Annotated in this window: 18 protein-coding genes; 7 read left to right on the forward strand and 11 right to left on the reverse strand. The window is 54.1% G+C overall.

Annotation, left to right across the window (positions count from 1 at the left end; all coding sequences use genetic code 11):
* The first annotated feature begins 199 nt into the window (after nt 1-199).
* Entirely contained in the window at nt 200-793 is a 594-nt protein-coding gene (locus QWJ20_RS19970; RefSeq protein WP_039484765.1) for a YhgN family NAAT transporter, read from the forward strand.
* Between the two features lie 374 nt (nt 794-1,167).
* Here the strand turns inward: QWJ20_RS19970 and QWJ20_RS19975 are convergent, their stop codons facing one another.
* The gene (locus QWJ20_RS19975) at nt 1,168-2,544 is read right to left on the reverse strand and encodes a GntP family permease (RefSeq protein WP_039484767.1); all 1,377 of its coding nucleotides are present in this window, start codon (nt 2,542-2,544) and stop codon (nt 1,168-1,170) included.
* A gap of 157 nt (nt 2,545-2,701) precedes the next feature.
* On the opposite strand from QWJ20_RS19975, the gene QWJ20_RS19980 reads away from it, so the two are divergent.
* Entirely contained in the window at nt 2,702-3,214 is a 513-nt protein-coding gene (locus QWJ20_RS19980; RefSeq protein ID WP_433993316.1) for a gluconokinase, read from the forward strand.
* A 9-nt stretch (nt 3,215-3,223) separates the two neighbouring features.
* Here the strand turns inward: QWJ20_RS19980 and gntR are convergent, their stop codons facing one another.
* Both gntR and QWJ20_RS19990 read right to left on the reverse strand, forming a co-directional pair.
* On the reverse strand, nt 3,224-4,219 hold the full coding sequence (gntR, locus tag QWJ20_RS19985; RefSeq protein WP_174877456.1) for a gluconate operon transcriptional repressor GntR: 996 nt from the start codon (nt 4,217-4,219) through the stop codon (nt 3,224-3,226).
* 161 nt (nt 4,220-4,380) lie between these two features.
* Entirely contained in the window at nt 4,381-5,076 is a 696-nt protein-coding gene (locus QWJ20_RS19990; protein ID WP_433993317.1) for a pirin family protein, read from the reverse strand.
* 336 nt (nt 5,077-5,412) lie between these two features.
* Here QWJ20_RS19990 and bla point away from each other — a divergent pair, with 336 nt between their 5' ends.
* Nucleotides 5,413-6,267 carry a class A beta-lactamase gene (gene bla / locus QWJ20_RS19995; RefSeq protein ID WP_240346492.1) on the forward strand — a complete coding sequence of 285 codons (855 nt, stop codon included), beginning with the start codon at nt 5,413-5,415 and terminating at the stop codon, nt 6,265-6,267.
* 403 nt (nt 6,268-6,670) lie between these two features.
* On the opposite strand, the gene glpC is transcribed toward bla, so the two are convergent.
* From glpC to glpA, 3 genes are read right to left on the reverse strand one after another with little or no spacing between them, the layout of a single operon-like run.
* Nucleotides 6,671-7,882 carry an anaerobic glycerol-3-phosphate dehydrogenase subunit GlpC gene (gene glpC, locus QWJ20_RS20000; protein ID WP_040033204.1) on the reverse strand — a complete coding sequence of 404 codons (1,212 nt, stop codon included), beginning with the start codon at nt 7,880-7,882 and terminating at the stop codon, nt 6,671-6,673.
* Complete coding sequence (gene glpB, locus QWJ20_RS20005; protein WP_433993318.1) at nt 7,879-9,141, reverse strand: glycerol-3-phosphate dehydrogenase subunit GlpB; 1,263 nt, start codon at nt 9,139-9,141, stop codon at nt 7,879-7,881. The genes glpC and glpB overlap by 4 nt, the downstream gene beginning before the upstream one ends.
* A complete protein-coding gene (glpA, locus tag QWJ20_RS20010; RefSeq protein WP_433993319.1) occupies nt 9,131-10,801 on the reverse strand; it encodes an anaerobic glycerol-3-phosphate dehydrogenase subunit A in 1,671 nt (556 codons plus the stop codon). Before glpA ends, glpB begins: the two co-directional genes overlap by 11 nt.
* A 311-nt stretch (nt 10,802-11,112) precedes the next feature.
* Between glpA and glpT the strand changes: the two genes are divergently transcribed.
* The gene (glpT, locus tag QWJ20_RS20015) at nt 11,113-12,462 is read left to right on the forward strand and encodes a glycerol-3-phosphate transporter (RefSeq protein WP_226301636.1); all 1,350 of its coding nucleotides are present in this window, start codon (nt 11,113-11,115) and stop codon (nt 12,460-12,462) included.
* Between the two features lie 75 nt (nt 12,463-12,537).
* Nucleotides 12,538-13,605 (forward strand): glycerophosphodiester phosphodiesterase, encoded by a 1,068-nt coding sequence (gene glpQ, locus QWJ20_RS20020; RefSeq protein WP_433993320.1) that lies wholly within the window; start codon nt 12,538-12,540, stop codon nt 13,603-13,605.
* Between the two features lie 59 nt (nt 13,606-13,664).
* On the opposite strand, the gene yigL is transcribed toward glpQ, so the two are convergent.
* On the reverse strand, nt 13,665-14,465 hold the full coding sequence (gene yigL, locus QWJ20_RS20025) for a sugar/pyridoxal phosphate phosphatase YigL (RefSeq protein WP_433993321.1): 801 nt from the start codon (nt 14,463-14,465) through the stop codon (nt 13,665-13,667).
* Between the two features lie 102 nt (nt 14,466-14,567).
* Entirely contained in the window at nt 14,568-15,605 is a 1,038-nt protein-coding gene (gene pldB, locus QWJ20_RS20030) for a lysophospholipase L2 (RefSeq protein WP_433993322.1), read from the reverse strand.
* Nucleotides 15,606-15,694: 89 nt separating this feature from the next.
* Here pldB and rhtB point away from each other — a divergent pair, with 89 nt between their 5' ends.
* The gene (rhtB, locus tag QWJ20_RS20035; RefSeq protein WP_039486731.1) at nt 15,695-16,315 is read left to right on the forward strand and encodes a homoserine/homoserine lactone efflux protein; all 621 of its coding nucleotides are present in this window, start codon (nt 15,695-15,697) and stop codon (nt 16,313-16,315) included.
* A gap of 90 nt (nt 16,316-16,405) precedes the next feature.
* Here the strand turns inward: rhtB and rhtC are convergent, their stop codons facing one another.
* The 3 genes from rhtC to pldA form a co-directional block, all read right to left on the reverse strand.
* Complete coding sequence (gene rhtC, locus QWJ20_RS20040; RefSeq protein ID WP_095993082.1) at nt 16,406-17,029, reverse strand: threonine export protein RhtC; 624 nt, start codon at nt 17,027-17,029, stop codon at nt 16,406-16,408.
* A 43-nt stretch (nt 17,030-17,072) separates the two neighbouring features.
* A complete protein-coding gene (gene recQ, locus QWJ20_RS20045) occupies nt 17,073-18,902 on the reverse strand; it encodes an ATP-dependent DNA helicase RecQ (RefSeq protein WP_174877465.1) in 1,830 nt (609 codons plus the stop codon).
* Nucleotides 18,903-19,035: 133 nt separating this feature from the next.
* Nucleotides 19,036-19,902: a phospholipase A gene (pldA, locus tag QWJ20_RS20050; RefSeq protein WP_095700854.1), complete on the reverse strand. Its 867-nt coding sequence runs from the start codon at nt 19,900-19,902 to the stop codon at nt 19,036-19,038.
* A 251-nt stretch (nt 19,903-20,153) separates the two neighbouring features.
* Here pldA and QWJ20_RS20055 point away from each other — a divergent pair, with 251 nt between their 5' ends.
* Nucleotides 20,154-20,642 (forward strand): thioesterase family protein, encoded by a 489-nt coding sequence (locus tag QWJ20_RS20055; RefSeq protein ID WP_323636423.1) that lies wholly within the window; start codon nt 20,154-20,156, stop codon nt 20,640-20,642.
* The last annotated feature ends 49 nt before the right edge of the window (nt 20,643-20,691 follow it).

Consider the following 20,691-nt stretch of genomic DNA (forward strand, 5'->3'; position numbering starts at 1 on the left):
CGTCGTGTCGTAAACCTGTAAATAATCGTGTCATTCAACCTTACAAAATGTACATAAAGTCGCAAGTGAATTTATTCGATAGTACGCCCTTTTTCAGCAGTCATTCTAATATCATCAACCTGACGCAGGATAATCACGTTGGTCAGCCGGTAAAGATGGCCCAGGTCAGGAAACAAGGTTTCGGGAGTAAAAAACCAAAATGACAGAAATGATCTCCGCAACAGTGCTGCTGTTGCTCATTATGGATCCACTCGGCAACCTGCCGATTTTCATGTCCGTACTCAAACACCTCGACCCCAAACGCCGACGTGTGGTGTTGATCCGTGAAATGCTGATCGCACTCGGGCTGATGCTGATTTTCCTGTTCGCTGGCGAACACATTCTGGCGTTCCTGAATCTGCGCACCGAAACTGTGTCGATCTCCGGCGGTATCGTGCTATTCCTCATCGCGATTCGTATGATTTTCCCTTCGCAGGAAGGCAATAGCAGCGGCCTACCTGCCGGAGAGGAACCGTTTCTGGTGCCCATGGCGATTCCACTGGTCGCGGGGCCGTCGATCCTCGCAGCGCTGATGCTGCTTTCCCACCAGTATCCCAATCAGTTACCTCACCTGACGCTGGCGCTGTTTATCGCCTGGACAATTTCGTTCATCATCCTGCTGATGTCTGATTTGTTCTTGCGTTTGCTGGGTGAGAAAGGCGTGAGTGCGCTGGAGAAATTGATGGGCCTGATTCTGGTGATGCTATCGACGCAGATGTTCCTCGACGGCATACGTGCGTATATGAAGCTATAACCGCGCGTTGCCCCCTGTGTCTTATACATAAATGCGCAAATTATTATGGGGGTTGACGTTATCTGGCGTAAAAATTATGCAGCGGTGGGCATGACCACCGAGTGAGCGGCAGGGACGCCGCGAAAGACTGTGCCGCGCCGGGAGCGCGTCACAGTCGGCTCGAAAAGTGGTCATGAACGCCGATGGCACCGCTAGCGGCATAATTTAGCCAAAAGCCAGGGGGTCATGGGGCGAGCGGCGTTTGAGCCGCCCCATGTCGGGCGCGTGCTACGAAATAGCATGAAAATAACGACATTATCGCGCACGAAACCGTCTCTCAGTCGGCATGAAAATGTGACTAAAAGCCCCCCGCCACAAGGAGGGGGCTAAACACATCAGAGAAGAATACTCCCCACTAACGCGATCAGGAACGCGATGGTGCCGAGCAGCGTTTCCATCACCGTCCAGGTTTTCAGGGTCGTCTTCTCATCCATTTCGAGGAAACGGCCAACCAGCCAGAAGCCTGAGTCGTTCACATGCGACAGTACGGTCGCACCGCCCGCAATCGCTACCACGATAAAACAGAGATCGAACTGGCTGAGGCCAGGCGTCGCCGCTACCGCCGGTGCCATCAGCGCCGCCGTGGTCGTCAGTGCTACCGTTGCAGACCCCTGCGCCACACGCAGTGCAGCAGACACCACGAACGCTGCCACAATCACCGGCATACCGGTATCCGCCAGCGCCCCAGACAGCGCATTGCCGATACCGCTGGAACGCAGAACGCCACCGAACATCCCGCCCGCACCGGTGACCAGAATAATCGAACAAACCGGACCCAGCGCGCCTTCACAGATCTTCTCAAGGTGTCGACGGCTATGCTGGCCGCTAAACATAATCATGGCGAACAAGACCGTAATCAGCAGCGCAATCGGCGTTTTCCCTAACATACGCAGGAACTGCACCAGGCCGCTATCGCCGCTGATGACGCCCATTACCGTCAGGGTATTCAATCCGGTATCGAGGAAAATCAGAATCAGCGGCAGCAACAGCACCCACATCACCACGCCAAACGCTGGCGGCGTATGCTTCTCATCCGCTTTGACTTCGGTCAGGAAGGTAGACGGCAACGGCAAATGGAATTTCTTACCTGCCCACAGGCCGAACAGATAACCGCCCAGATACCAGGTAGGGTAAGCAATCACGGCACCAACCAGTACCAGCAGGCCAATGTTGGCACCCAGCAGTTCACTGGCAGCAACCGGACCAGGATGCGGTGGCAGCAAGGCGTGCATAACAGCAAACGCGCCCGCAGCAGGGAACGCATAGGTCAGCGTTGAGCCGCCAAAACGTTTCGCCACGCTGAAAATAATCGGCAGCATCACGATCAGCCCGGCATCGAAAAAGATCGGGAAGCCGAACAGCAGAGAGGCAAGACCCAGTGCGAAAGGCGCACGTTTCTCACCAAATTTATTGATTAGCGTATCCGCCAACACATTTGCGCCACCGGTCACTTCCAGAAGGCGACCAATCATTGCCCCCAGGCCAACCAGCAAGGCAACAGATGCCAGCGTACTGCCGAAACCGCTGAGCAGCGTAGGAACGAGTTTCTCAAAAGGGGTTTTCGTCGCTAGCGCCGTGATCAGGCTCACCAACGTCAACGCCAAAAACGCGTGGACGCGGAAGCGCATAATCAGTACCAGTAACAGCGCGACCGCACCTGCGGCGATGGTTAATAGCACACTGGCGCTATAGGCGGATGTTATTTCTGTCATCGTTAATAATCTCTTTAGGCACCCGGTCTGGATTGGCTGATTGTTTGTGAGGTGTATCACACCATCATTTGATACCGGTAACATGATACGGGTAACATGTTAAAATCAGGAACTATCAAACACCATTTAATTTACATTTTGAGATAGAGATCAAATTATGTCAGGTCGAAGCATTATTCTGATGGGCGTATCAGGCAGTGGAAAATCCTCAGTTGGCGCTGAACTTGGCCGCGCCATTCAGGCAAAATTTATTGACGGCGACGATCTGCATCCGCGCGCCAATATCCAGAAAATGGCCAGCGGTACGCCGTTGAATGACGATGACCGCGCACCGTGGCTGGAGCGTCTCAGCGATGTTGCCTACAGCCTGGCGCACAAAAACGAGACCGGCATCATCGTTTGTTCCGCGCTGAAAAAGCGTTACCGCGACCGCCTGCGCGAAGGCAACGAAAAGATGGTGTTTATCTATTTGAAAGGCAGCTTTGAGCTAATTCTGGAGCGTCACAAAGCCAGAGCAGGTCACTTCATGCCGACAGACCTACTGAAAAGCCAGTTCGATGCGCTGGAAGAACCGGGTAGCGATGAGCCGGATGTCCTGAAAGTCGATATTGACGGCACCCGGGAAGAGGTCGTGCAGCGCTGCGTTGACGCACTACGCGCGGTAGGCTAACACAGCGGCTTAGAGGCTTTCGCCGTCCAGCACGGTAAAGCCGACATCGACTCTATCCTGCGTAACTGGCTCGCCCCGCAGACGAGCCAGCAGTTGTTCGGTGCCGACGCGCCCCATGTGTTCACGCGGCGTCAGTACGCTAGCCAGCTTCGGCACCATCGCCTGCCCAATGTCGTGCCCGTGGAAACCGGCTACGCCAATGTCATCCGGCACGCGTAGCCCCTGTCGCTGACATTCGAACATCGCACCGACGGCTAAGTCGTCATTGGTGCAAAATACGCTATCAACCTGCGGGTATTCTGCCTGCGTCTGTCGCAGCAGTTCGCCACCGAGCGAATAGGAAGACGCCTGCTCGCTCATCACGCAATAGCTCTTAAGCCCACTTTCCCACATCGCTTGCTCGTAGCCCTGACTGCGCATAATCGTACGCTCATCCTGACGCGCGCCGAGATAGACGATATGACGATGCCCCAAGGCGACCATACGCAGCGTCATCTGCCGGGCAGCTTCAACGTTATCAAAGCCGACAGCCATATCCAGACAGGGCGAGACGGAATCCATCAGCTCGACGACCGGAATGCCGGCAACGTCCAGCATCTGGCGCGTTCGCGGTGTGTGGGTTCGTTCTGCCAGAATAAGCCCATCGATGTGATACGACAGCAGTGACGTCAGACGCTGTTCTTCTCTGTCAGGATGATAGCCATAGTGCGCCAGCATGGTCTGGTAGCCATGCGCTTCCGCCGTGCGTTCAATCCCGCGCAAGACTTCGGCGAAAACCTGATTGGTTAATGACGGCAGCAGCACGCCAATCGCCCGGCTGGTGGAGCTGGCGAGCATATTCGGCGCGAGGTTGGGGATATAGCCCAGCTCATCCAATGCAATAGCGATCTTTTCCTGCAACGCGGCGGATACCTGAGCGGGATTACGCAAATAACGGCTTACCGTCATTTTGGTAATTCCAACGCGGTCAGCAACGTCCTGGAGAACGGGTCTTTTTTTCTTCATCGTCGACTAAAATGCCTGAAAAACAGTAATCTAAGTCTAACAAAAAAAGCATAAAGAAAGTAAAGGCAAAGGGGCAGAATCTGCATGATGACGTCAGGTCGTGACAAATAAAAAGCCCGCGTCCTTTCCTACGCGGGCTTCTTCACTTTTCTCACTCGCCGTTATACTGGCGGCAGATCAAACAGCAGGATTTCGCTGTCCTCACTGGCGTGTACGGAGATCGCCGTTTCGTCCCACACGGCAAACGCATCGCTGGCTTCCGCTTTCTGGCCGTTAATCTCTACCGTACCGCGCACCACCTGAACCCAAACGCGGCGACCGGCCTGAATCTGGTACACCGATTGCTCCTGCGCTTTCAGCGCCCAGCGCCACAGCGTCATGTCCTGAAAGACTTTCAGCGAGCCTTCACGCGCATCCGGGGACAGCACCAGCTGACGCCCTTGCTGCACATCAAAGCGCTTCTGCTCGTAGCGCGGCGTCAGCCCGGTTTTTTCCGGGATAATCCAGATTTGATACAGGTGCAGCTGTTCATCCTTGCTGGCATTGTATTCAGAGTGACGAATGCCCGTGCCCGCGCTCATAATCTGGAACTCGCCCGCTGGCACCTGCTCTTTATTTCCCATGCTGTCCTGATGCTCAACCGCACCGGACAATACATAGGTCAGAATTTCCATATCTTTATGCGGATGCGTGCCAAAGCCCTGACCGCCTTCGATATAATCTTCATTAATAACGCGCAGTGCCGAAAATCCCATGAAATCAGGATCGTAATAATCGGCGAATGAGAACGTGTGCCAGCTGTCGAGCCAGCCGTGATTCGCATGTCCGCGATCTTGCGCTTGACGTAAATAGATCATGTTATTTCCTCCCGCGTTTTTGATAAGGAAAGTGTAACGGGCGGCGATAAATAAGATAGCGCAAAAAACTCACCGCTCTGTTCGAAAAATCAGAACAGGGTGAAGGGCAAAAAAGGAAGGCAAAAAATTCATCGCGTGTCAGCCTGAGACCACATGAACGCACAGGAAAAATGGACAATACCCACCCAGACCTGAAATTTGACATTGTCGCCGTTAGCCATTTATTTTGACGGGTGTCTGAATAACGTGATACCGAACACCGAACGTCCTCTACGCTTCGCTTCCATTCGATTTGTCTTTCACCCCAAAAACTAAAATCCAAGGGAAAGTATTAATATGCAACATTTCCGTATAGCGCTTATTCCTTTCTTCGCTGCATTTTGTTTGCCAGCGTTTGCCCATCCCGACACGCTGGATACCGTAAAAGATGCTGAAAATAAGCTTAAGGCGCGGGTGGGTTACACTGAGTTGGATCTCACCAACGGAATGATCTTGGAAGGTTATCGCCCCGAAGAACGTTTTCCAATGATGAGTACTTTTAAAGTGCTGCTATGTAGTGCGGTATTATCACGTGTTGACTCTGGGAAAGAACAGCTCGATCGTCGCATACACTTCCATCAAAGTGACCTCGTTACATATTCGCCTGTCACTGAAAAGCATCTTACGGATGGTATGACCGTTGGAGAATTGTGCGATGCGGCTATCACCATGAGTGATAACACCGCGGCTAATTTACTTCTGTCAACCATCGGGGGACCGCAGGAGTTAACCATTTTTTTGCGCAAGACAGGTGATCATGTTACTCGTCTCGACCGTTGGGAAACAGCATTGAATGAAGCCTTACCGGGTGACGAACGTGACACAACGACGCCTAAAGCGATGGCAGAAACACTGCATAAGCTATTAACTGGAAAGATACTTACTGTCGCCTCTCAGCAGCAATTAATGGACTGGATGGAGGCGGATAAAGTCGCAGGACCACTTTTGCGTTCGGCACTTCCGGCAGGCTGGTTTATTGCGGATAAATCTGGCGCGGGTGAACGTGGTTCTCGCGGAATCATCGCTGCACTGGGACCAGATGGTAAACCTTCCCGTATAGTAATTATCTACTTAACGGGGAGTCAGGCCACCATAGAGGAACGAAATAAGCAGATCGCAGAGATAGGGACTTCACTGATTAAGCACTGGTAACAATCAACGCTGGGTTCTGCTTCCAATGCCCCATCGTTCGGATAAACGTGGGCGTTTTTGCAAGAAGTCGTGATGAGCGGGAAAACCATCAACATGCACTCTTGTTGGCCATAACATAGCGTTGCAGCGCAACCACCACGCCTTCTTTGTCATTAGGCAAAAAAAAAGCCAGCACCCGAGCTGGCTAAATAATACTGGAAGCAATGTGAGCAATGTCGTGCCTTCACAGGGAAGCCGGATCGTCATGAACACCATCAATAACTAACACAGGCGCATGACATCGTTCCCCGGAACGCACAGCAATAATAATCATTATCATTCGCACTTGTAAAGTGCTTTTTGCGATAAATTCTTATTCTCAATACGGACTGAAAAACAGCCCGTTTTGATCCCCTTCTGTTTGTTACTCTGGCTGCGCCAATGCTCTTGCCAGCAGGGTGATCGGGTGTTCACACCGTTTGCTGGTCGACATCTCAATCTGCCATTTACAGGTTTCGCAGTCCGTCACCACGATATCGACGCCGCTCTCTTCAATCTGCTGGAACAGCGGTGCGCCAATGCCTTGCGACGTGGCGTAATTCTCTTTCTTGAAGCCGTAGGTGCCCGCAATGCCGCAGCACTGGGAATCCAGCATCACCAGCTCAAGACCGGGGATGCGTTGCAGCAGCGCCAGGGTATACGCCGTCCAGCCCATTCGTTCCAGGTGACAAGGCGTGTGATACGCTACCCGCAGCGGCAATTTACCCAGCGGCAGCGTGCGCCCTTCTTCTTCCAGCAGGCGGTAGAGCTGGCGCGTCACCAGTTCGACGCCGTCGCGCACGTGGCCGTTATCCACGCCCAGCAAATGCGGATACTCATCTCGCAGCGTGAACGTACAGCTGGAGGACGTCGCGACCACCGGCAGGGATTTCTGATTGATCGCTTCATCCAGCGATTTGATATTGGCATGTGCCTGCTTTCTGGCCTTGTCGTGAAAACCATTGGCGATCAGCGGCACGCCGCAGCACTTCTCTTTATTCAGCAACTGGACGCCAATGCCCATCGCGTTGAAGACCTGAACCAGATCTTTACCCAGCTGTGGATGGTTGTAGTTCACATAGCAGCCGTGGAAGTAAGCGATCTGCTCATCATAAGCCTGCTGCTTTGCTGCCTGCTGGCGATACCAGCGCCGGAAGGTGCCGAATGAATATTTCGGCAACTGGCGGCGATGATCGATTTTCAACGCTTTATCCAGCAGCTGGCGCACTGGCTTCAGGCTGGTCGCCGTATTGACCAGCGGTGCAAACGGCGTGGCTATCGACCCCATGAGATCGGTATGGCTCAGAATCGCATCGCGCAGCGTCGGCTTGTGGGTGCTGTGCGTCCCCTTTGCACGCTGAATAATGTCGCCAATTTTGACATCCGACGGGCACGCGACTTCACAACGTTTGCAGTTGGTGCAGTATTTCAGCGCATCATCATACAGCGCCGGATCTTTACGTCGCAGGCGTTCGCCATCCGGCCCTGCCTGTTTAGGGCCGGGATAAAGCGGATTCACGCGCGAAACCGGGCAGTACGTGGTACAGACCGTACACTTGATGCAATCTTCAAAACTGTTATCGCTAAGCAGGCTCATGGATTGCCCTCCTTCAAAATCTGTTCGGCAACATGAAGGGCACTGAGCAAGGAAACCCCCGCTCCACATCCCTGCACAATCGGGTCGAAGCCTTCCAACACCGCGCCAATCGCGTACAGGTTGTTGACCGTTTCGCCCCCAATGCGCGGATGCAGATGTTCATCGACAATCGCGCCAAATTGCATATAAGGCTGCGGCGCAAACACATCCTGCTGGCTCCAACCCTCGCGCTGGTCAGCGAATCGAACGTCCAGCCCAAAGACCGGTTCGGTCACCCGATCAAACTGCGTCACCAATCCGTTACTGAAAAAGCTGCCGCTCGCCAGCACCGCGTGCTTCGCTCGCAGCGGAATATCACGATGATGGTGGCTATGAATCGCAATCTCCTGCGGCGACAGCGAGGCGCGCACCGCGCGATCGCCCGGCATCACCATGCCACCCAGTTGGCGAAAGCGCTGCGACAGCGCCTGATGCAGGCGTAATCCGAGCAATGACGGCGGCAATGTCGGCAACAGCAGCACCGGTTTACCTAACGCATCAGCGAGTTCATTGATGATTTCAGGGCTGTCCAATCCCAGACAGGCCGGCATGATGATGGCATCGTTACCGTTAGCCAGAAGCGACAATTCCTCCAGCAGCGCCGAGCGATTTTCCGGTCGGTCGAGCACGCGGGCGATATTGACCGCGCGGAATTCACTGGGGTTCTGACGCAACCGATCCAGCACGGGCAGTTTGAGCTCATCACTGCGTGCCGCGATCCCCTGCGCCTGAAGCGTACCGGCCACAATACGGGACTGAAAATCCAGAAAACCTTCGATTCCCGCAATCAGCGGATTATCGCCAACGCGGGAATCCGGCAGACCACGCGTTACGCCATCGACCGGGCTCAGCCAGCAGGCGCGAAACTTACCTAACGGCGTCATACGCCAATGGTTCTGCTGATGATTGCCCTGCAAGGTGATATTGCTGCGTGCCAGCAGCGCTTCGACCTGTGGCAACAGTGCCGAAACTGCAGCCGCGCCCATGCGAGAATAAGGATGATGAGGAGCCTGACGCGCCAATTCATCCAGCGCATCGAGCGGCTGGCTCACAGGCTGTCCGTCGGGGAGATGGGAGAGCAAGTCCAGCGCGCCGGAAGAAAAATGCAGCGCATTCTGCCCCGCGCTGACAATCGCGCAGCGTTTCCCCTGCTCCGCCAGACGGATACCGCAGGTCAATCCTGCCAGTCCGCCGCCGATAATCACAACGTCATAGCGCATGACGATCCTCCTGACTGTCGCTGGCTGTCAGGCCGCACAATCCCTGATAAATCCAGCTGGTAAACTCGCTTTCGCGCAGCGCATTGCCCCACGCAATTGGGCGAATGCCTTTCCAGCGTTCGTTCAAAAATTGGCTGAGCTGCGTGAGCGACTGCTCCGGCGTCGCGGTGCCCAGACGGCACAGCAGACCCGCCGCCCGACAGGCGCACAGTTCACCCTGACAGGTGCCCATACCCACGCGAGTACGCCGACGTAAATCAATCAGGTTATTCACCTGCAGTGATTCCACGGCGTAGCGCACTTCCCCCGCCGTCACCGCCTCGCATTCGCACACCAGACTGCGGTCCAGACGCTCACCGGACAGCATTCTCCCAGCACGTTCACCGTGGCGATAAATCGCCGAACCGCGCAGCGGTGCAGAGAGCGGTTTTGCCGCAGGATAAGCAGACAGGGCGTGGGGGGCGGATTTCACTTCCTCCAGCGATTCAGAACCGGGCAGCGGCGTCTGTGCCGTCGAGCAGGCCACGTCATGACCCAGCTTTTTGCAAATAGCGTCAGTCACCCACTCCGCCATCAGGCGGTAGGTCATCAGCTTGCCGCCAGTGATGGTAATAAACCCTTCCAGCCCGTCGCGGTTGGCATGGTCGAGCAGCACGATGCCACGGCTCACGCTACGGCCGCTCGGGTCGCTATCGCTGGCAACCAGCGGTCGGACGCCGGCATAGGCGCGGAGAATGCGCGTGCTCGCCAGCTTCGGTGCTAGCATCGAGCCTTCCCGCATCAGCGTTTCCACCTCGGCAGGCGTTACCAGCATATTGTCGATTTGATCGTAATCGATATGGGTTGAGGTGGTGCCAATCAGCGAAATGGTATCGCCCGGCACCAGAATGTCAGCATCCGCCGGTTTACGGCAGCGGTTGATCACCATGTTGTTGATGCGGTGCCCAAGAATCAACAGCGCGCCTTTTGCTGGGAACATGCGCACGCGCAGATCGGCATATTCCGCAATGTGTTGCCCCCAGATACCGCCCGCATTGACCACCACCTGTGCATAGATTTCTGTTTCTACACCTTTTTTATGGTCGAAAACGCGCACGCCGGTAATACGGTCGCCCTGACGAATCAGCCCGATGACCTCATGATAGGTCAGCACTTCCGCGCCGTGCTCGCAGGCGTCAATCATGTTGGCCGCCGTCAGACGGAAAGGATCGACCGAACCATCCGGCACGCGTACCGCGCCAATCAGTGTCGGGTTTGCGGCGGGTTCCAGCAGTAGTGCTTCCTGAGGATCCAACGCCTGCGCGCGAATCCCCGCCTGCTGGCAGGCGGTAATAAACTGCGCCTGCCAGCCGAGATCGTCTTCTGGCAAGGTGATAAACAGACCGTCGGTAGGTTCAATACAGTGGCGAGCAATCCGCCGGAGAATCTGGTTTTCTTCAATACATTCGCGGGCAGACTCGCCATCGGTTACCGCATAGCGGGCGCCGCTGTGTAATAAGCCGTGATTACGCCCGGTCGCTCCGGTCGCAATATCATAACGTTCAAGCAGCAGGCAGCGCAGTCCGCGCAGAGCACAGTCCCGTGCCGTTCCCGCTCCCGTCGCACCACCGCCGATGACAACCACGTCAGTTTCACGCCAGTTCCCCGTATTTTGCATCATGTTCTCGCTCCAGGCGGATGGTATACATGTTGCTATTGGGACACAAAAAGAAGGGTTAATGTTTGATAAAGAGCAAAAACGAACACTAAACGAAAACAAGAAGGGGTTTAAAAACAATAAGTGTGATTTGGGTCACTAAAACCGCACTGTGTAATTTTTCGATTCTGTTAACATGAGCGCAAAAATCGTCACAGTTTCATAAAAGTGTAACATCAGCGTCATGAATCACACTCATTTGCACGCTACCCCCTTACAATAACGTTCGTAATAGAACAAAAAAGCTCTCGTTTTTTTTCGCATTGGAGATATCTATGCTGAGTATTTTTAGGCCCGCCGCCCACCAGCCGCGCGTGTCGCAAGAACACGTCGATCCGCTCTATCGCCGCCTGCGCTGGCAGATTTTCATGGGGATCTTTTTTGGCTACGCCGCCTACTATCTGGTGCGTAAAAACTTCGCACTTGCCATGCCTTATCTGATTGACCAGGGCTTCTCACGCGGTGACCTCGGTTTTGCGCTGTCGGGCATCTCCATTGCCTACGGTTTTTCCAAATTCATCATGGGATCGATATCCGACCGTTCTAACCCGCGCGTGTTCCTGCCTGCGGGTCTGATTCTGTCAGGTGCGGTCATGCTGTTCATGGGCTTCGTGCCGTGGGCAACATCCAGCATTGCGATTATGTTCGTCCTGCTGTTCCTGTGCGGATGGTTCCAGGGTATGGGCTGGCCACCGTGCGGACGTACGATGGTTCACTGGTGGTCACAGAAAGAACGTGGTGGCATCGTGTCCGTATGGAACTGTGCTCACAACGTCGGCGGTGGTATTCCTCCTCTGCTGTTCCTGCTGGGTATGGCCTGGTTCAACGACTGGAAAGCCGCACTCTATATGCCGGCCTTCGCCGCCATTCTGATTGCCATGATCGCTTTTGCACTGATGCGCGACACGCCACAATCCTGTGGTCTGCCACCGATTGAAGAGTACAAAAACGATTATCCGGTTGATTACAATGAAAAAGCAGAAGAAGAACTGACGGCTAAGCAGATCTTCATGCAGTACGTTTTCCCGAACAAACTGCTGTGGTACATCGCGATCGCCAACGTCTTCGTTTACCTGCTGCGTTACGGTATCCTCGACTGGTCACCGACCTACCTGAAGGAAGTTAAACACTTCGCACTGGATAAGTCTTCCTGGGCCTATTTCTTCTACGAATACGCAGGTATTCCGGGCACGCTGCTGTGCGGCTGGATGTCCGACAAGGTCTTCAAAGGCAACCGTGGTGCAACGGGCGTGTTCTTCATGACGCTGGTGACAATAGCAACCATCGTTTACTGGATGAACCCAGCCGGCAACCCGGGTGTGGACATGGCCTGTATGATCGTTATCGGCTTCCTGATTTACGGCCCGGTCATGCTGATTGGTCTGCATGCACTGGAACTGGCACCGAAAAAAGCAGCGGGTACCGCAGCGGGCTTCACCGGCCTGTTCGGTTACCTCGGTGGCTCCGTTGCCGCTAGCGCCATCGTCGGCTACACCGTTGACTTCTTCGGTTGGGACGGCGGCTTCATGGTGATGATCGGCGGCAGTATTCTGGCTGTACTTCTGCTGATTGTTGTTATGCTGAATGAGAAAAAGCATAAAGCCGAGTTAGCCAACCGCGCCTAACCCGCTCTTGTAAGCATCCCTCTGGCGGCGTCCTGATGACGCCGCCTTTCTCTCAACAGAAAGAGGTTTGATCGCATGAACGTTACCGTAACATCCCTACTCTCCGCCCTCGCGCTCTCCGTTTCCTTTAGTGTTTCCGCTTCCTCAACCGACAAAATCGTTATTGCCCACCGCGGTGCCAGCGGTTATCTGCCCGAGCATACGCTTCCGGCGAAGGCGATGGCCTACGCTCAGGGTGCCGATTATCTGGAACAGGATCTGGTACTCACCAAAGATAACGCGCTCATTGTCCTGCACGATCACTATCTGGATCGCGTGACCGACGTGGCAGAACGTTTTCCACAACGCGCCCGTAAAGATGGACGCTTTTACGCTATCGACTTCACGCTAAAAGAGATCAAGTCGCTACAATTCACCGAAGGATTCGACATCAAAGACGGCAAGCAGGTACAGAGCTACCCGAACCGTTTTCCGATGTGGAAATCCGACTTCCGTATTCATACCTTTCAGGAAGAAATTGAATTTATTCAGGGTCTGAACCACTCAACCGGCAAGAACATCGGACTCTACCCCGAAATCAAAGCGCCGTGGTTTCACCATCAAGAAGGGAAAGACATCGCGCGCGAAACGCTGACCGTGCTGAAGCAGTATGGCTATACGAAGAAGAGCGATAAGGTTTTCCTGCAATCGTTTGATGTCGCCGAGCTAAAGCGCATCAAAACCGAATTGCAGCCGCAGATGAAGATGGATCTGAACCTGATTCAGCTGATTGCCAATACCAACTGGCACGAAACCTACGAGAAGCAGGTCGATGGGACGTGGGTGAATTACAACTACGACTGGATGCAAAAGCCCGGCGCTATGCAGCAAATTGCGACCTATGCCGACGGCATCGGCCCGGACTATCACATGCTCGTCCAGAAAGGCTCGACGCTTGACCACATCACCTTTACCGACATGGTGAAGGAAGCCCACCAGCATAAACTTCAGGTACACCCGTTTACGGCAAGAGCCGACAGGCTACCGGCGTACGCCAACGATATCGAGCAGCTCTACGACATTCTCTACTATCAGGCGAATGTTGACGGCCTGTTCACTGACTTTCCCGACAAAGCGGTCGATTTCCTGAAAAAACCGCGCTGAGATTCAGCATTGCCATCGGGCACGATGTGCCCGATGATGCCCTGACTCAATCATATCGATTACTTCAGAAACAGCTCACGCAGGTAATTCGGCACGGCGCTGTCCGCGTTAGACCCAATCACTTCGCGATCCGGCAGCATATCTTTCAGGCGCTGATGCGCGTTCTGCATGACGCAGCCTTTACCCGCCATCGACAGCATTTCGTAGTCGTTCATGCCATCACCAAACGCCACACATTCTTTGAGCGAGAAGCCGATAATCTTCGCCACCTGTTCCAGCGCATGGCCTTTAGACACGCCGCCCGCCATCACTTCCAGACAGGTAAGCGTCGAAAAGCTCACGTTGACGCGGTCGCCCCAGCGCGCGTTAAGCGCTTCTTCCAGCGGTAACAGCTGTTCATGGGAATCACAGGTAAAGAACACCTTGCTGACGCCATCAGTTTCGAGCAGTGCAGGCTCGAACAGCTTGTATTTAAAGATCGACTCTTTGAAGAAACGCTCTTCTTCCGCGCGCGGACGGTTCATAAACCACTCATCATCGCGGTAAACGTGTGTCAGCATATCGGGGTTATTGTGTACAACGCTGTAAAGGTCGCGGGCGATGTCCTGATTCAGGTTGTGGCTGAAAATCAGCTCGCCCTGCGAGTTGTGTACGCGCGCACCATTCGAGGTAATCATAAACGCGTTGATACCGAGATTATCGCGGATCTGCGCGACATCCATGTGATGCCGTCCGGTAGCAAACACAAAGTGAATCCCTTTCTCCGTCAGCAGCCTGAGGGTTTCTTTCGCATACGGGGACAACGAGTGGTCAGGTGACAGCAGTGTGCCATCTAAATCGGAAGCAACGACATGGTACATAGCGATGAGATCTCACTTCTGGTGTGTTGTGGCGGCACGTGCCGCAAAAAATTAACGAGGTTGCTGGCAGCGTCCGTTGAACGACGTGCCAACAGTCTAAAATTAATGATAACGCGCAAAGTGCGCAAAAATCAGCGCAAATGCCTGAGCGCGGAGGTTATCCGTTTCAAAGAGAATTTCATGCCGCGCACCGGGGATAACCTGCAAAACGCCGCTTGAATTGGCGTTACCGTTCTGTGTCAGTGTCTGGCAAAACGCATTCTGGCTGCGGTTATCCACCACGCGTTCCTCTCCCGCCTGTAGCAGCAGAAGCGGCGTAGTGATGGCGTTGGCCTGTGCCAGTAGCTGTTTCCCCGCCTGTATCGCCTCCCGCACCCAATGATAGGTAGGGCCGCCGATGCGCAAATCCGGTGAATCCGCATAAAATCGAATGCTGCGCTGGTAGCGCTCACGGCTGTGCGTCAACACATTCATCCGATAGGGTAACGGACGCCACTGTCCGGTGCCGATGGCGTAGTAATCGCGTATTGCTGGGCGACGCTCCGCCCAATCAACAATCCAGCCCGCAACGCAATGGGGAAGCGGCAAACGAATACCAAACATCGGCGCACACAGCGCGACGGCATCAAACGTCTCAGGTTGGCGAATCAGAAGCTGCGCCAGAATCGCGCCCCCCATTGAATGCGCTAAAGCAAACCGGCGGGTATAGTGCTTCGGGCCAATATGCTGCTGACACAGCGTTTCGGCATCATCAACATAATCACTGAAGCGCACGACGTGTCCACGGTGTCCGTCTTGCAGCACCCGACCCGATCGCCCTTGCCCACGGTGATCCATGATGAGCACATCATAGCCGCGATGAAAGAGGTCATAAGCGACTTCGCTATATTTGACATAGCTTTCGATACGGCCTGAAAAGACAACGACGATCTTGTCGTGCTGGGGCGCGGTAAAGCGAACAAACCGGATCGGTACATCATCAACGCCAGAGAATTCGCCCTCTTCGCGCTGACGCCAGAAATCCAGTAATTCTCCGGTAGCAAAAGCGGCAAACTGCGCTTCTCGCGTTAACAGACCTGCCGCTAACGATTCAGGCGTTAACAATTCAGCTGTTACAAACGTATTGTGGCGTTGAATCATCACACCTCTCCGGTGGAGCAGGTAAAGAACATGACAAGCGATGAAGCATAGGCGTATTGTGACATAAAAATTTTCCAGGGGCATGCTTCATGACATTGGATTGGTGGTTAACCTACTTACTCACAACGCTTATTCTCAGCCTGTCGCCCGGCTCTGGTGCCATCAACACCATGAGCACCGGAATTAGCCACGGCTATCGCGGTGCGGCGGCCTCGATCTGTGGTTTACAGGTCGGGCTGGCGATTCATATCGTGCTGGTCGGCATTGGGTTAGGCGCGTTGCTTAACCAATCTGTACTGGCTTTCGATGTGCTGAAATGGCTGGGCGCAGCGTATCTGATTTGGCTGGGGATTCAGCAATGGCGCGCCGCAGGCGCACTGGACCTTCAGGCAATCGCCAGCGCGATGCCGCGTCGTCGGCTCTTTAAACGCGCGGTGCTGGTGAATCTAACCAACCCAAAAAGCATCGTGTTTCTGGCAGCGCTGTTCCCGCAGTTCATTATTCCCCACCAGCCACAGGCCGCACAGTATCTGGTGTTGGGCATCACCACCGTGGTGGTCGATATCATCGTGATGATTGGCTACGCCACGCTGGCCACGCGTATCGCCGGATGGCTGAAAGGCCCACGGCAGATGAAGACGCTCAACCGGATATTTGGTTCACTGTTCGTGCTGGTTGGCGCATTACTCGCTACGGCGAGAAAGGCCTGATGACGGCAGCGCGCCGAATCAGACTACGGCGCGCTGCTTTCTTTTTTCTCTAAAGAAAATGATCTTAGAGGGATATTCTCACAGGGAAGATTAGCGAGAGAAAATCAGGTGCAGGCCGAACCCAGTAAACAGCACGCCCGCCACGCCATCCACCCATTTCGCCAGACGCTGATAGCCACGACGCATTGTCGGTAGGGCGAAAACCATCGCGACCAGACTGAACCAGAGCAGCGTTTCAATTGAGATCAGCGCGAACAAGCCCCAACGCGCACCACTGCCAACGCTGTCGCCGACAAACAGCGAGAACACGCTGCCGAAATAGATCAGCGCCTTCGGATTAGCCAGATTCGTCAATAATCCACGCATGAAGGTTTTACCGCGCTGAGGCAGTACCACCGCCTTCTCCTGCGTGGTTTCCAGCTGTGCTTTATTTCGTGCGGAGCACAGCATCTGCCAGCCCATCCAGCACAGGTACAACCCGCCGCCGACGGTAACGGCTGTATGCAGCCAGGCCATTTTTTGCAACAGCAGATGCAGCCCCAGCAACGCGATAGCTGCCCAGACCATAACGCCCAGAGAAATACCTAACACGCCCATCATCGCTTCACGGCGGGAACGGCTGGCCGCAGTCTGTGAAACGAAAAAGAAATCCGGTCCCGGGCTCATCAGCGCAATGAAATGCACCAGCGCCACCGTCATAAATAGCATCAGCATGTTGGTTTTCCTGTTTTTTAAATGCAGTCAGACAAGACGAGCATCACTCGTCATCATTATTATCGACATGATCGCGAATCATGTTCATGAAAGGCGCACCGAAACGTTCGAGTTTACGGTGTCCAACCCCGTTGATATTCAGCAGCTCACCCGCAGTGATCGGCATCATTTCAGCCATCTCCAGCAGCGTGGCATCGCTGAACACCACGTAAGGCGGAATATTGTCTTCATCCGCGATGGATTTACGCAGTTTGCGCAATTTGGCAAACAGCTTGCGGTCGTAATTTCCACCGTAAGATTTTTGATTGGCGCGCGGTTTCAAGTTAATCACACGCGGCACGGCCAGCTGTAGCGGCATCTCTCCCCGCAACACTGGACGCGCAGATTCGGTAAGTTGTACGGCGGAATGCATTGTGATGTTCTGGTTCAGCAAGCCCAGATGAATCAACTGGCGCAGTACGCTGACCCAATGCTCCTGCGATTTATCTTTACCAATACCGTAAACCGGCAGTTTGTCATGGCCGAAGTCACGGATACGCTGATTATTCGCCCCGCGCAGCACCTCGACGATATAGCCTAAACCAAAGCGCTGCCCAACGCGGTATACGCAGGAGAGCGCTTTTTGCGCTTCTACCAGCCCGTCATAGCGCTTCGGCGGATCGAGACAAATATCGCAGTTGCCGCAGGACTCTTGGCGTCCTTCTCCGAAATAGTTCAGCAGCACCAGACGGCGGCAGGTCTGCGCTTCGGCAAACGCGCCCATCGCATTGAGTTTATGACGTTCGATATCCAACTGCGGCCCAGCCGGCTTTTCTTCCAGACAGCGGCGCAGCCACGCCATATCCGCCGGATCGTAGAACAGCGCAGCTTCGGCAGCGAGACCGTCACGCCCAGCGCGCCCCGTTTCCTGATAGTAGGATTCGATGTTGCGCGGAATATCAAAATGCACCACGAACCGCACGTTAGGCTTGTTGATGCCCATACCAAATGCAACGGTCGCGACCACCACCTGAAGATCGTCACGCAGGAACGCTTCCTGCACCTGTGCACGCCGTTCGTTATCCAATCCAGCGTGATAAGCCCCTGCGCTCAACCCACGCGCCTGCAAACGCGCGCTAATGTCCTCCACGCGGGAACGGCTATTGCAGTAGATGATGCCGCTTTTTCCACGCTGCGCCTGCACAAACATCCAGAGCTGGTCGAGCGGTTTGAACTTCTCCACCAGCGTGTAGCGAATATTCGGGCGGTCAAAGCTGCTGATCTGAATCAGCGGCGACTGGAGATCCAACAGACGAACGATGTCGTTCCGCGTGGCTTCGTCGGCGGTAGCGGTCAGCGCAATAAAAGGAAGATGAGGGAAACGCTGTTTAATCTGCCCCAGCGCCCGGTATTCAGGGCGGAAATCGTGCCCCCATTGGGAAATACAGTGCGCTTCATCCACCGCGATCAGGGCGATCTGCCAGTGGGCAAGATGATCGAGGAAGCTGTCCGTCGTCAGGCGTTCAGGCGCAATATAAAGCAGCTTGATCTGACCGGTACGACAACCCGCCATCACTTCAAGCTGCTGCTCGCGCGTCTGCGTCGAATTAAGACAGGCAGCAGAAACACCGTAGGCCTGAAGCTGATCGACCTGATCTTTCATCAGTGAAATCAACGGAGACACCACCAGCGTCAGCCCGTCCATCACCAGCGCAGGGATTTGATAGCACAGCGATTTGCCGCCGCCTGTCGGCATGATAACCAGACAGTCCTGCCCACTGAGCGTCGCGCTGATAATTTCCTGCTGACCCGGTCGGAATTGCTGGTAGCCGAACGTGTCCCGCAGAACCTGAACCGCCAGCGCTTCCTTATTCAATACTTCCGCCGTAGACACGCCTTCCCCAATTCAATGAAATCAAACAAGCGCTATTTTCAGCGCCGTTAGGTAAAACTGCAATCGTTAGTTTGGTAAAACGACAGGGGTTAAAGCGGTAATCACTAAAACCCCAGTCGCGAAAAGATGGTCGTTAGAACATGTCGTTCAGCGTGACGCCAACGCCAAAGCGGGTCTGACGGTGGTTGTAATCAATCAGGGATTCGCCGTAACCGCTAAACACCTTGGTGTAGAAACGGACATGACGAGTCAGCGGGTAGCTCCAGCCCAGTTCACCGCCGCCGTAGCCGCTGTTCCAGTTATAGCGCCCTTCTGCGCTAAACACGCTGTCGCCCCACACATAGCCGACGCGTAAGCGGTAATGGCCCATGTATTTGGTGATATCTGGATTGTCATCCTGACTGTCGGAGAAACGCACCCACGGCTTCACATCAACCTGCCAGTTGCCGTTCTGCGCCATCAGGCGGGCATAAGCACGGTTCCAACTGCGCGACGTCGGTTCGGAACGGCCGTTAGACTGGTGATTAAAGCCCATTTCCACATCCCGCAGCGTCCAGCCCGCGAAGGTGTAGTTCGTTGCCCAGCCCAAAAAGACCTGTGGCTCATAGTTGGTTTCACGGAACGGAGAAGACTCGCTCTTGTTAGACAACTGCCACCATGAGCGCTGCGTATAGGAAGCCCCCAGCAACGAGTTATCACCCAGAATGCCACGCCAGATCGGGAACCCCAGACTCAACTGGTAATGCACTTCATCTTTACGTGCTTCATCGCCCCAGTTATAGCTCTGTATCGCCGTTTTATTGATGTTGCTGCTATAGGTATACAGTATGTAGTTGCTCTCGTAAGGATAGAGAACAAACGGGGTGTTGTGCTCTTCCAACAGGCTGGCAATAATGCTGCCACGTACCGCAGGTTGATTTGGCGCAGGCGCGTTTGTTGCGTCTTCGGCATGAGCCTGTGCCGTCAGTAATGCTGCCAGTACGAGTACTATTTTACGCATTCATTTTCTCCGACATTTTTTATACGACGTTCGTTTTAACCGACGCTCGTTTTAACCAATTAGTGATGAGTATTTCCCCACTCAAGCCGGCCATTCTACACAGTTCAACGACGTTTGAATTATCGTTCTCCCGTTTCTTGGCCTTTTCTGGAAAGAAACAAAATCAATGCATAAAATAAACATTCGCATAACGTAAACACATCAAATCAACCACATTTAATATGTGTCTCTTATCCGAGCGGGAAACAACTATGGCTGACGTACCATCATTTCAGGGAACCACATTAACCAGAGAGACCGTGCGCCAGCTCGTTGGCGAGATTTTCATTTACAAGATGCCATTCAACATCGAATTAGGTCTTGAATTACAGCAGTTTGAAGCTGACAAAGCCGTCTTGACGTTCGTCCGACAAGATAAGCTCATCGGCAATGCGGCACAAAAAATTCTGCATGGCGGCGTGATTGCCGCTGGGCTGGACGTTGCCGCCGGGCTGGTCTGCGTCGGTAATACGCTGCTGCGCCACGAGACAATCAGCGATCAGGAATTTCACCATCGGCTCGCACACATGGGAACGATTGATATGCGAGTAGATTATCTACGTCCGGGCTATGGCGAACGCTTCACCATTACCAGCACGCTGCTACGTGGCGGCAATAAAATCGCCGTCGCACGCGCCGAATTGCATAACGAACAGGGTTCACATCTCGCCAGCGCCACCGCAACCTATATTGTCGGGTAACCTTTACGTTAGAAAAAATTGTCATTAACACTTTACGTGAAAGCGCTCA

The organism is Pectobacterium sp. S5 (assembly GCF_051707265.1).
In the GTDB taxonomy this organism is placed as follows: Bacteria; Pseudomonadota; Gammaproteobacteria; order Enterobacterales; family Enterobacteriaceae; genus Pectobacterium; species Pectobacterium polare.